Here is a 12,177-nt window from a genome sequence, read left to right as displayed (position 1 = left end):
CGCGGATCAGCGCGAGGCCAGACGGTCGATGGCGGCGGCATAGCCTCGATGGCCATGCTCGAGCGAGCGCGCCACCCGCCCGGTGGTGGTCACGCTGACCCCGGTGCGCTCGTGGATCTCGCGGTATGGCACCCCCTGCTGCAGCAGCGGCACCACTTTCCAGCGGTCGGCCATGGCCTCCAGCTCGGCCGGAGTACACAGGTCACGCAGGAAAGCCATGACCTGCTCCGGCTCACGCAGGGCCGCGAACGCCTGGGCCAGGGCTTCCAGATCGGCCTGGGGGTCTTTGGCGGCGATGTCGGGGCGGGCTTTCACGGGGCGGATCTCTTGCATCAATGTAATAGCACGCTAGTACATTAGCGCATTCTTGCGCAGTGCGTCAAACCACCCTATCGCCTCCACCCGAGCATTCAGGTTCCGGAAACGAAAAACGCCCGCCAGAGGCGGGCGTCATCCAGGTCAGCGCCGCCCCACCGGGAGAGCGGCGGCACGGCAATGTCAGTTCACACCATCACCTTCGACTGTTCCAGTTCCACCTGCAGGGTGCTGGCCAGCTCCTCGCGGGATACCTCGAACTGCTGCTCGCGGAGCAGATCCTTCACCGCCACCACCCCGCGCGCCAGTTCGTCCTCGCCGGCGAGCGCCACGAAGCGGATGCCCGCCTTGGCCGCGTACTGGAACTGCTTGCCGATCTTCTTCGGCTCCATCTGCACTTCGGTGTTGATGCCACCGGCCCGCAGGCGGCGGGCGATATCCAGTGACTGCGCCATGCCCTGCTCGTCCATCAGCGCCACCAGCGCCTGCACGCTGCTGGCCTCGATTCCGTCGATCAGGCCCGCCTCACGCAGCTGCCAGAACAGGCGCGACAGGCCGATCGAAATGCCGACGCCGGGCAGCTTCGACTTGCTGTAGTGGCTGGCCAGGTCTTCATAGCGGCCGCCGGAGCAGATCGAACCGATCTGCGGGTGGTCGGTCAGCGTGGTCTCATAGACGGTGCCGGTGTAGTAATCCAGGCCACGGGCGATGGAGAAGTTGAGGCAGTAGGCACTCTCCGGCACACCCAGCGCCTGCACCAGCTGCAGCACTTCGCGCAGCTCTGCCACGCCGGCACGCAGCGTTTCCGAGGACCCCGCAGCGTCCTCCAGCGCCGAAAGCTGGGCCAGCGCATCGGCATGCCCCTGCGAACGCACGGCCACGAATGCCAGGATCTTCTCGACCTGTCCGGCCGGAATGCCGAACCCGTCGCCCACCAGCGTCTCGCGCACGTAGTCGGCGCCCCGCTTGTCCAGCTTGTCCACTTCACGCAGCACCGCCAGCTGGCGCTCGCCCTCGGCCACGCCCAGGCTTTCGAAGAAGCCACGCATCAGCTTGCGGTTGTTCAACTGGATGCTGAAGTCTCCGATGCGCAGCTCCGAGAACACCGCGTGGATCACCGCCAGCACTTCGGCGTCGTACCGCACGCTCAGGCTGTCCTTGCCGATCACGTCGATGTCGCACTGGTAGAACTCGCGGAAACGGCCGCGCTGGGCACGCTCACCACGGTACACCCGCTGCATCTGGTAGCGCCGGAACGGGAATGTCAGTTCGTGCTCATGCTCAGCCACATAGCGCGCCAGCGGCACGGTCAGGTCGAAGCGCAGGGCCATTTCCGGAAGCGAGCGGTCACCCGACTCGGCGGCATTGGCCAGCGCACCGGTGGACTGCACGAAGTACACCTGGCGCTCGGTCTCGCCACCGGACTTGGTCAGCAGCACATCGGACAGCTCGAACACCGGCGTCTCCACCGGCAGGAACCCGAAGCGCTCGTAGTTGCGGCGGATGACGTCCAGCATGCGCTGGAACGCAATCTGCTCGCGCGGCAGCAGCTCAAGGGTGCCGGGCGGGGTACGGGGCTTGATCACGGGAGCAACTCCTGCTGGAACGGGACGTGGGAGGGGGCGACATTCTAGCGCCCTGGAGCGCGCGGCCGCCTGACGCAGGGTCGAACAGCCGCTTGAAGTATCATAAGGCCCTCCCCGCCCGCGATACGCCCACGCACCATGTCCCGGCCTTCCGGCGCCCCGTCCGCCAACAACGACATCGCCGGGCAGTCCTGCTCCACGTTGGACTGCCTGCACTGCTCGGTCCGCCACCTGGCGGTGTGTTCGGCACTGTCTCCTGACGAAGTGCAGGCACTTGAACAGGTGACCGTCTCGCAGGCGGTGACGATGGGCAGCACCCTCGCCCGCACCGGCGAAGAGCGCCAGCATGTCTATACATTGACCGCCGGCGCACTGCGCCTGGTGCGGACGTTGGCCGACGGCCGCCGCCAGATCAATGGCTTCGTGCTGCCGGGCGACTACCTGGGCCTGAGCGGCAGCGACCATCACCGCTACGACATCGAGGCGATCGCTGACAGCCGGGTCTGCCGCGTCGCGCTGCCGCAGATGAAGGCGCTGCGCGGGCGTTATCCGCACCTGGAGCGCAAGCTGCTGCAACGCGCCTGCCAGGAGCTGGACGCTGCGCAGGATGCGGCCCTCGCCCTGGCGCGGCTGCAGCCCGCGGAAAAGCTGGCTGACTTCCTGCTGCGCCTGGCCGCGCGCGAGGCGCGACTGGGCGGCGACGGCCTGCGCGTCTCGCTGCCGATGGGGCGCGGCGACATCGCCGACCACCTCGGCCTGACCATGGAGACAGTCAGCCGCACCTTCACCAAGCTGCGTCAGCAGGCGCTGATCGCGCTGCCGCACCTGAACGTCGTGGAGATCCTCGACGAGGACGGGCTGCGCCAGCTGGCGGGCGACGTCCAGGGTTGAGCGTCGCGCCACGACCTGCGCCTGGTGGTACCGGGCGCCCCACCCTGCCCCTTGCTTCAGACGACACCGCGCCATGCCCGGCACCTGTGCGTCAGCGCAGCAGCACCTCGCGCAGCGCCGCATAGTCGGCAGCCAGCGGTTCCGCATGCGCGGGACGCTGCAGCAGCGCCGCCAGCGCCGGAGGCACCGGCACTGCTTCGCCGATCAATGGCTCCACCACCGCCTCGAACTTGGCCGGGTGCGCGGTTGCCACCACCGCCCAGTCGCCCTTCGCCCCGCCCGCGCGGAGGTCCTTCAGCACCTTCACTGCCGTCGCGGTATGCGGGCAGAACAGCTCGCCCCCGCTGGCGTGCGCACTGGCGATGGTGGCGCGGATGGTCACATCATCCACCGCGAAAGCACGGAAGGCTGCGCGCAGTTCGGCATCGTCGCCGTCGTACAGCCAGCGCAGGCGCTCGAAGTTGCTCGGCGCGCCCACATCCATCGCATTGGCAACCGTGGCGACACTGGCCTGTGGCTGATACGCGCCGCCCTCGAAGTACTTCGGCAGCACATCATTGGCATTGGTGGCCAGCACGATCTGGCCGATGGGAACCCCCAGCGTGCGTGCCAGCACCGCAGCCATCGCGTTGCCCAGGTTGCCGGTCGGCACCACCAGGTTTAGCCGGCGCCGATGCTGCCCATGATGGACGAGTGCCGCATGCGCGTAGTAGCTCATCTGTGGCAGAAGACGCCCTAGGCTGATGCTGTTGGCCGAACTCAGCGGCACGTCCGCCTGCAACGCCCGATCGGCCAGCGCCTGCTTGACCATGGCCTGGCAGTCGTCGAACGAACCCGCCACGCGCAGCGCCTGGATGTTGTCGCCGAAGCAGCCGAGCTGGTGCGCCTGGCGCGGCGATACCCGGCCATCCGGATACAGCACCACCACGCGCACGCCCGGTTGGCGATGGAAGGCCGCCGCCACGGCGGCACCGGTATCACCGGACGTGGCAACGACGATCGTCAGGTCGCGTCCCTTGCCCGCCTGCAGCCTCGACAGCGCGCCTGCCAGGAAACGTGCGCCGATGTCCTTGAAGGCCGCAGTGGGACCATGGAACAGCTCGAGGACGTAGTCGCCACCGCCAAGCGGACGCAACGGCACCGGAAAATCGAACGCCTCACGGCAGATCGAAGGCAGCGCCTCCTGCAGCGCGTCGCCGTCGAAGAAGGGTGCCAGCAGATCGGCGGCGGTTTCGGCGAGGGTCTCGCCCTGCTGCACATGATGCGGCGCAGGCAAGGCGCTGGGCACATACAGCCCCCCATCGGGGGCGAGGCCGGCGGCGATGGCGGCACTCAGGCCTACGGCCGGCGACTGGCCGCGGGTGGAAACGAATTGCATGGGATCGGCATCCAGTGAGAGGAAAGAAGTCAGCACAGTCGTGCTCCCGCCGCGTCCAACGGCGAGACCCACGCGTCACTGTCGAAGCCCGCAGCCGCAAATGCCGCGCGGACCTGCCCTGCGGCAGCCTGCGCCTGCACCGCATCTTCGAACCAGGCGAACACGCTGGGACCGGCACCGGATATACCCGCGCCCATCGCGCCCGCCGACAGCGCGGCGTCACGCGCTGCCTCGAATCCCGCGATCAGGCCGGCACGTCGTGGCTCGATCAGCACATCGCGCAAGCCTGCGCGCACCAGCGTGGCATCGCCGCGATGACAGCCACTGAGGACCAGGGCCAGATTCGCGCTCTGGGCGACAAACTCGCGCAGCGCGTAACTGCCCTGCAGCGCCTGCCGTGCCCTGCGCGTTTCCAGCACGGCATGCGGATGCACCAGCAGGCTGTGCCAGCACGCAGGCACCGGCACCGACACCACCCTGTCGGCGGTGCACAGCGCCAGCCCGCCCGCCAGCAACGGTCCGACGTTGTCGCCATGGCGACCGCCGCTGGCCACCGCTTCGCCGTCGAGCGCGTGCGGATACAGGGCGGCGCGTGGCAGCGGCGCATCCAGCAGCGCGTTGGCTGCAACCAGTGCCGCGACGCAGGATGCTGCTGAGCCACCCATGCCGGAGCCGAACGGAATGCCCTTGTCGATCTCCAGCTCGAACCCGTAGCCCAGGCCCAGGCCCTCGCGCAGTGACAGCAGTGCCGCGCCAGCCGTGTTGCCCGCGGCCTCCAGTGGAAGCTCGACCGCACTGCCACGGATCGCCGCGATACGCACCACAGGCTCATCGATGCGGCGCACGCTGACCGTGTCGCCGATACCGGCGATGGCATGGCCCAGAATGTCGAACCCCACTGCCACATTGGCCACTGATGCCGGTGCGAATGCACGTGCGATCACAGGCGCGCCCCTTCACCGGCCGCCACCCGCAGCAGGTCGGCAAACACGCCTGCAGCCGTGACCTCCGGTCCCGCGCCGGGCCCCTGCACCACCAGCGGATTCTCACAGTAGCGGCGGGTACGGAACTGCACCACGTTGTCGGTCAGGCGCAGGTTGGCGAACGCGTGTGCCGCCGGCAGCTCGTGCAGACCCACCGACGCGCCGTCCGCGTCAAGCCTGGCCACATAGCGCAGCACTGCGCCGCGCTCGCGCGCGTCCTGCAGGCGTTGCTGCAGTGATGCATCAGACTCGCCCAGGCGGGCCATGAAGTCCTCGACGCTGCCTTCGCGAAGCAGCGCCGGCACCAGGCTTTCCACCTGCACCTGTTCAAGACTGAGTGCGTGGCCGGCCTCGCGCGCCAGGATCACCAGCTTGCGCGCGACATCCACGCCCGACAGGTCATCGCGGGGATCCGGCTCGGTGTAGCCCATCGAACGCGCCTGCGCCACCAGCGAGGAGAACGGCTGGCTGCCGTCGAAGCGGTTGAACAGCCAGGCCAGCGTGCCCGAGAAAATGCCTTCGATGGCCAGCACCTCGTCGCCGGTATCGACCAGGTCGCGCAGCGTGGTGATCACCGGCAGGCCGGCGCCCACCGTCGCCTCATAGCGGAAGCGCGCGCCGCTGGCAGCCGCCGCCGCACGGATCCGCTGGTAGCGCGACAGCGGGCCGGCGCCTGCCTGTTTGTTCGGGGTGACCACATGGATGCCCGCGGCCAGCCAATCGGCATAGCGCTCGGCGACCTCGCTGCTGCCACTGCAGTCGATCACCACCGCATGCGGCAGGTGCGCGGCCAGCAGGTGCTCAGTGAAGCGGTCGAGATCGCTGGCCTCACCGCCCGCCTGCAGCGCCTGCCGCCAGTCGGCATGCAGACCATCGGCCTCCAGCCGCATCCGCGAACGCGATGCCAGTGCACGCAGGCGCAGATCGACATTGGCCTTGGCCAGCAGCTGCGGGCGCGCCGCCAGCAACTGATCCAGCAGCGCGGCACCGACGTTGCCCGGCCCGATCACGCCCACCGCGAACGTCTGCGGCGACAACCAGAATCCGGCGTGGGCGGCGCGCAGCGCGCGCGTCGCGTCAGCGCTGTCCACGGCCACCGAGATGTTGCGCTCGGAGGAACCCTGGGCGATCGCCAGGATATTGACCTGCGCCCGGCCGAGCGCCTCGAACAGGCGCGCAGCCACACCGGGCTGGCCCGCCATGCCATCGCCCACCGCCGCCAGCACGCTGACCCCTTCGTGGACCTGTACGCGCTGCACCTGGCCGACCGACAGTTCATGGGCAAAGGCCTGCAGCAACGCTCCGCGGCCACGGCCCGCTTCGGCAGCCCGCACCACGCAGCAGATCGAGTGCTCCGAAGAACCCTGCGAGATCATCACCACCGACACCTGCGCCTGGCGCAACGCTGCGAATACGCGCTCGGCGGTGCCAGGCACGCCGATCAGGCCGGTCCCCTCGAGATTCAGCAGGGCCAGGTCGGGACTCAGCGTGAGCCCCTTCACCGGTCCGCGCGGCGAGCGCTCGGCGCTGATGCGCGTACCCGGGTGGGTCGGCTGGAAGGTGTTGCGGATGAAGATCGGCAGCCCGAGCCGGATCGCCGGCGACATCGTCTGCGGGTGCACCACTTTCGCGCCGAAGTACGCCAGCTCGCAGGCTTCGTCGTAGCTCAGCGACTCCAGCTGCACCGCCTCCGGCACCAGTCGCGGGTCGGCCGACAGCACACCATCGACATCGGTCCAGATGTGCAGCTCGTCGGCATTGAACAGCGCGGCGAAGATCGCGCCGGAGTAGTCACTGCCGTTGCGGCCAAGCGTGGTGATGCGGTCGTTGCGGTCCCGGGCGACGAACCCGGTGGCGACCACGCGCGTCTGCGGATGCTGCAGGCGCCATTTCGCCAGACGGTCGGCGCTGGCTTCCCAGTCCACATCCACGCCCAGCTCGCCGTGGCCGACCACGAGCACGTCGCGTGCATCAAGGACGGCGCAGTCCTCGCCGCATGCGCGCAGGTACGTACCCAGCAGCTGCGCGGAGAACACCTCTCCCAGGCCCTGCACGCGGTCGAGCACTTCACGCGGCAGCTCCCCGATTACGGTCAGCGCGGCCAGCACTTCGGACAGCTGCTCGAAACGCGCGTCGATCCACTCCACGGTGTCGCCCACCTGTTCGCCGAGCAGGGCCACCGCAGCCCCACGATGGCGGGCACGCAACGCATGCCAGGCCTCGCGCCACCCCTCGTCTCCCCGCGCCGCAAGCTGGGCCAGTTCAATCAACGCATCGGTGACGCCCTTCATGGCCGAGACAACGGTGACCTGCTGCGATTCGGGGCGGGCCCGCAGCAGGCTGCCGACATGGCGGTAGCGCTCGGCGTCGGCCACCGAAGTGCCGCCGAACTTGTGCACGACCGTGGACGGCGCGGCCAGCTCGGCCGGGGCAACAGGAGGGGGGAGAACGTGGGAAGACATGCAGACCTCGGCAGGAGGCCCCGTCGCATGCAGGTGTCGAGTTTCCCCGCCACCTGGATGGTGCGGGGCCGTGGTTTTCGGGAGTTACACGAAGACGACGGGCCGCACCAGGGCAGTGGTGACGGTGGTGGTGGTAATGGTGGTGATGGCGGCCGGTGCAGTCGGACGCCCCGCGATAGCGGGTGCAATCAGACTGACGGTGGCGGCATCAAGGACCATGACGGACAGAAAACACTGTTCAGCCCGCTGCTGTCAAGTGCTGCAGCGCAAAAACTCCCTGCGCCGATCATCTGCCAACGTGCCGTCATTTGGTTGCAACTGAGACAAAGCAGCGATCGTCGACTCTGAGATGGCCATTCAGCCGGCATGTTCGGCGATCGCGCGTGGCGCGCGGTGAGCGTGCGCGCACAGCATCACTCCCGCCACCAGGAACACGATCGCCAGTGCCTCCAGCACGGTTGGCCAGCGCTGCTGCCAGGCAAATGCGTACAGCAGCGCGAACAGGGTTTCGAACACGATCATCTGCCCGGTCAAAGTCAGCGGCAGCAGACGGCTGGCACGGTTCCAGAATGCGTTGCCCACGATCGACGCCACGACCGCGACACCTGCGCTGATGGCCCAGAATGCGCCCCATTGTGCGGCCGTATGGCTGCCGGCGGACCCGGCGAAGGCCATCGGTACCAGCAGCAGGGACAACCCGCCGGTGGTGACACCCGTCAGCAACGACCAGTCATGGCTGGACAGATCCGGGCGCCGCGCCAGCCAGCGGCTGTTGCCGATCGAGTACAACGCCCACGAGAACAGTGCACCGAAGGCACACAGCAGGCCGATCAGGCGCTGCCGCCAGGGCGTCGCCAGGTGTTCGGACATCAGCGCCTCCCACCCGACCAGGGCCACGCCGAGCACGCACAGCGCCAAGGCGGGCAACAGCTGCTTCAGGGGAACCGCCCCCTGCTCGCGCACGCCCACCAGGGTCACCACGACCGGAATCAGGCCGACGATCAGCGAGGCCGCAGCGCCACCGGCCCACTGCACGGCCGTGGCCAGCAGCAGGAAGTACACCAGGTTGCCCGCCAGGCTCAGCCACAGCAGGCCGTACCATTCCGCGCGCCCCAGCCTCGGCGCCAGCCGCATCCAGCGCGGCAGCAGCAGGATCACGGCGATGAGGCCATAGACCAGATAACGGCCGGCAGACAGCTGCAGGGCATTGAACGTGTGCAGCACGGCGGGGGCCAGGAACACCACGCCCCACAGCGCGCCCGCGGCTACGCCATTGGCGATGCCCAGGACCATCGGATTGTTGCGCATTGCGGATTCTTCGGGGGAGAAGAGGCCGCGCAGTGTAGCCGCCCACCGGACGACCTCTCTTGACCCAGGCTATTGCTGTCCCGGCAGCGCCGGACGCACTCGGCGGCGTTCCCGCAGCGCCATGGATCAGAGGCTGCCCCGCCGCCAGGCCGCAGGGGTTACGCCGCTCTCCCGGCGCAGCGCTCGGGTCAATGCGCTCTGTTCGGAATACCCCGCGGCCAGCGCAATCTCGCTGATCGGCAGCGCACTGGTCCGCAGCTGGTGCTTGGCCCAGCGCAGGCGGCAGGCACTGACCCAGGCCTGCGGACTCAAGCCGAATTCGCGCTGGAACAACGCATGCAGCCGGCTTTCGCTGACGCCGACGAATGCCGCCATGCGCGCGACCGGCCAGGGCTGCCCCGGGTCGGCCTGTACCGCCGTGCACAGCCCCTGCATGCGCGCGCCACTGCCTGCCGGTGCAAACACCCTCAGCAAGGCAGGCAGCAGCAACGGCAGCGGCTGCCCCTGCCGCACCTCGGCCAGCCCCTGGCGCAGGGCCAGCGGCAGATGCAGCCACCGCTGCCTGCACAGGTGCTCCTGCGTGTCGTCGTCCAGAACATCCGGACCGCAATCAACGATCACGAAACCGTTCGGACCCTCCGCCATCTGGTCATGCGCCTCGCCGGCGGCCACGAATGCGCCCTGCAGAAGGTCCAGCCGGCCGCCCCGCCCTTCCAGCTCGAACTGCAGCTCGCCCTGCAGTGGCAGCACCCATTGCGCGTAGTCGTGGCGATCCAGGCCGGTGGCCTGGCCATAGTGCCGGAGGTGGAAAATGGCGCCCATTCGGCAAGTCTGCGCGCCTGACACCGGCGGTGCAATTGACTGCTATAGTCGGGCCGTCTATCCAGCAAGGAGTGCAGGTCATGGCATATCGACAGGTTTCCCTGGCTCTGGCCGCGAGCATCGGCCTGTCCCTTTCCGTCACCGCCAGCGGGCAGGAACGCCGGGCGCCGGCACCGCACTGCCTCGACGCCGTGGGCGTGCAGGAGGTGGAGCAGGCCTCGCCGCGCTCGATCGCCGTCCGCGCCGCGTCCGGCCAGGCCTACCGGATCGACTTCAGCGAAGACTGCCCGAACGTGCGTGCGGCCACCTCCCTGAAGCTGGAAGCGCCGGCAGGCTGGGCCTGCGGCCGCCCCAGCGAACGCGTTGTCGTGGACGGGCACAGCTGCGCGGTCAGCGCGGTCAGTCCAGTGCAGAACCGCGACTACGCCACTGTCGCCCGTGACAGTGACCGCCTGAGCACCGCGACCCTGCCTGCGGTGACCATCAGCGAGCGGCGCGAGCAGCGCCGCAGCTTCGGCGGATCGCCCTCCTACTGTTTCGCAACCCGCAACGTCCGTGCCTGGTCCTCCGATCAGCAGGGGCTGCTGGTGGAGACCAATCCACGCCGCAATGGCGGCCACCGCTACTACCGCGTCGAACTGGGCGGCAGTTGCCGCCAGCTGGACCGCGCGCCTCAGGTCAGCTTCCAGTCCGGGCTGCAGAACGGCCTGATCTGCGGCAATCCCGGCGATCGCATCCTCAGTGCCGAGTTCGAGCCCGGCGACGAGCGCGGCCTGGGGCCGCTGCCGCTGTACACCCGCGGCAGCTGCCAGATCCAGGCGGTCTACCCGGCCGCGACCCAGGCGTCGAACTAGCTCCCGACACCGAGGAAGGTGAACGGTGCGCTGGGAACGAAATGCTCCAGCGCATCGCCGGAGAAGGTGTTGCGCTGGTCCTTGCCCAGGTCCAGCTTGAGCACCTTGCCACCGAAGTCGATCCTGTTGAGGTCCACCCAGAACGTATTCGGCGTCATCGCGGACTCGAAGAAGTACAGGCGTCGCTTGTGGTCGGCCACGGTGCGCCAACGCGTGGACGAGATATTGGGCTCGCCCGGCGTGGTGATTCCGTACGGCACCGAGACATTGCGGATCACACTGAACACACTGGCCAGTGCCACCACGGGGTCTTCCGCCTTGGGAATCGCATTGATGTAGAACGACGCGCGTGCAAAACGGTCGGCCGATCGGTTGGTGCCCGGCAGCATCACCGTGCCGCCGATCTGCTGCCAGTAGCTGTTGAGCGCAAGCTGATGCTCGAAGATGGGCGAATTCGTCATCACCTGGTAGCGGCGATCATGATGGATGACCTGACGGCCACCGATGTATTCCACGATCGCGCTGTCGCCGCTGGCATCGGACAGAGAGAGATGCAGGGTCGCCTGCCGGTCCTCGCCGGGCACCTTGTCGGTGACGATGGAGTACGGCTCGCGCTGCAGCGCCGCCACGGCCTCTGCGACTGTCGCGAAATTATCCAGCACGTACTGCGCCCACAATGAAATGGCCAGGCCGGGCTTGCTGCCGCGCTGCTGCGGATACTCCGATTCCACCAGCCATAGCAGATTGGCGACCAGCCCCTTCTCGTTCATGCCATCGGTGGTCGACACGTCGTAGCCGGTGGCCACCACACTGCCGTACCGTGCAGTCCATGCCAACGACTTCGGCCCGGCCTCGCCGGTCCGTGCAATTCCGCGCGGCAACACGTACAGGTTGGTCGCCACATCGACCTTCCAGTCCATCGACCGCGCCGTGATCACATCGCCGTTGTCACCCAGATAGACCGCACGTGTGCAGGCCAAGGCAGGCATTGCAGCGCCTGCCAGGGCCGCCACCAGCAGCGCGGCCCCTGTGAGTTTCATCCGTACCATGTTGCCCCCTTCCATGCCCTGGAGGTCCAATCTCAGCGCATGCAGGGTGAGACAGCGGTGAAGCCCGGCGCCCCTGCCGCGACTCAGCCGGCGTGGAGCGCCGGCTGCACGATATCGGCGAGCAGGTCCACCGCCGTCGGCGCCGCGCGGTCGCCCTGCAGCGCACGGCTGAATCCGGCCCAGTCGCCCACCGTGAGTCCATGCAGCATGGACGCCTCCACCTGCAGGACACGCATCGCCCAATAGGGAAACTGGCGCTGGCCAAGCCTGCTGCGCGCCAGCTCGACGATGTCGGCATGGCTGCCGGCCTGCAGGATGCGCTCATACACCGAATCAATGCCATCCGGCGGCCCTTCGATGTACTGCAGGAAGCGCCCGCCATCATGCAGCAGCACCCCGGTCACGCCAGCCAGCTTGTTGAAACGGGCGGCGTCGTCCACCAGCGCCTGCAGGCGATCTGCGGAAAGATCCGGCAGCGCCTGGCTGACGTAGGCGATGGCTCGCAATGGCATAGCGCTTCCCTGGCAAG

11 protein-coding genes are annotated in these 12,177 nt (G+C 68.2%); 2 read left to right on the top strand and 9 right to left on the bottom strand.

What is annotated here, in order from left to right; genetic code table 11:
* Positions 1-6: 6 nt before the first annotated feature.
* Together ACZK08_RS08565 and hisS are read right to left on the bottom strand one after the other, a co-directional pair.
* Positions 7-315: a YerC/YecD family TrpR-related protein gene (locus tag ACZK08_RS08565; protein WP_074901503.1), complete on the bottom strand. Its 309-nt coding sequence runs from the start codon at positions 313-315 to the stop codon at positions 7-9.
* A 188-nt stretch (positions 316-503) separates the two neighbouring features.
* Positions 504-1,901 (bottom strand): histidine--tRNA ligase, encoded by a 1,398-nt coding sequence (gene hisS / locus ACZK08_RS08560; protein WP_053516730.1) that lies wholly within the window; start codon positions 1,899-1,901, stop codon positions 504-506.
* A gap of 138 nt (positions 1,902-2,039) precedes the next feature.
* On the opposite strand from hisS, the gene ACZK08_RS08555 reads away from it, so the two are divergent.
* Entirely contained in the window at positions 2,040-2,792 is a 753-nt protein-coding gene (locus ACZK08_RS08555; RefSeq protein ID WP_065182705.1) for a Crp/Fnr family transcriptional regulator, read from the top strand.
* 91 nt (positions 2,793-2,883) lie between these two features.
* Here ACZK08_RS08555 and thrC read toward each other — a convergent pair whose 3' ends face one another.
* The 5 genes from thrC to ACZK08_RS08530 form a co-directional block, all read right to left on the bottom strand.
* Positions 2,884-4,170 carry a threonine synthase gene (gene thrC / locus ACZK08_RS08550; protein ID WP_065182706.1) on the bottom strand — a complete coding sequence of 429 codons (1,287 nt, stop codon included), beginning with the start codon at positions 4,168-4,170 and terminating at the stop codon, positions 2,884-2,886.
* Between the two features lie 29 nt (positions 4,171-4,199).
* A complete protein-coding gene (locus ACZK08_RS08545) occupies positions 4,200-5,114 on the bottom strand; it encodes a homoserine kinase (protein ID WP_065175578.1) in 915 nt (304 codons plus the stop codon).
* The gene (thrA, locus tag ACZK08_RS08540) at positions 5,111-7,615 is read right to left on the bottom strand and encodes a bifunctional aspartate kinase/homoserine dehydrogenase I (RefSeq protein WP_065182707.1); all 2,505 of its coding nucleotides are present in this window, start codon (positions 7,613-7,615) and stop codon (positions 5,111-5,113) included. Before thrA ends, ACZK08_RS08545 begins: the two co-directional genes overlap by 4 nt.
* 357 nt (positions 7,616-7,972) lie before the next feature.
* A complete protein-coding gene (locus tag ACZK08_RS08535; protein WP_065182708.1) occupies positions 7,973-8,923 on the bottom strand; it encodes a DMT family transporter in 951 nt (316 codons plus the stop codon).
* Positions 8,924-9,049: 126 nt separating this feature from the next.
* Positions 9,050-9,745, bottom strand: coding sequence for a helix-turn-helix transcriptional regulator (locus tag ACZK08_RS08530; RefSeq protein ID WP_053516737.1), 696 nt, complete (start codon positions 9,743-9,745; stop codon positions 9,050-9,052).
* A gap of 80 nt (positions 9,746-9,825) precedes the next feature.
* Between ACZK08_RS08530 and ACZK08_RS08525 the strand changes: the two genes are divergently transcribed.
* Positions 9,826-10,599, top strand: a complete 774-nt coding sequence (locus ACZK08_RS08525; RefSeq protein ID WP_065175574.1) for a DUF6491 family protein — start codon at positions 9,826-9,828, stop codon at positions 10,597-10,599.
* On the opposite strand, the gene ACZK08_RS08520 is transcribed toward ACZK08_RS08525, so the two are convergent.
* Positions 10,596-11,648, bottom strand: coding sequence for a linear amide C-N hydrolase (locus ACZK08_RS08520; protein ID WP_065182709.1), 1,053 nt, complete (start codon positions 11,646-11,648; stop codon positions 10,596-10,598). The two genes, ACZK08_RS08525 and ACZK08_RS08520, sit on opposite strands and share 4 nt — an antisense overlap.
* Positions 11,649-11,731: 83 nt before the next feature.
* Positions 11,732-12,160, bottom strand: a complete 429-nt coding sequence (locus tag ACZK08_RS08515) for a BLUF domain-containing protein (RefSeq protein ID WP_065182710.1) — start codon at positions 12,158-12,160, stop codon at positions 11,732-11,734.
* Positions 12,161-12,177 lie beyond the last annotated feature (17 nt).

The organism is Stenotrophomonas sp. 112478_Sma, from assembly GCF_056479905.1.
The sequence above is the reverse complement of the archived record's forward strand: the minus strand, read 5'-3'. Positions and strand labels throughout refer to the sequence as shown.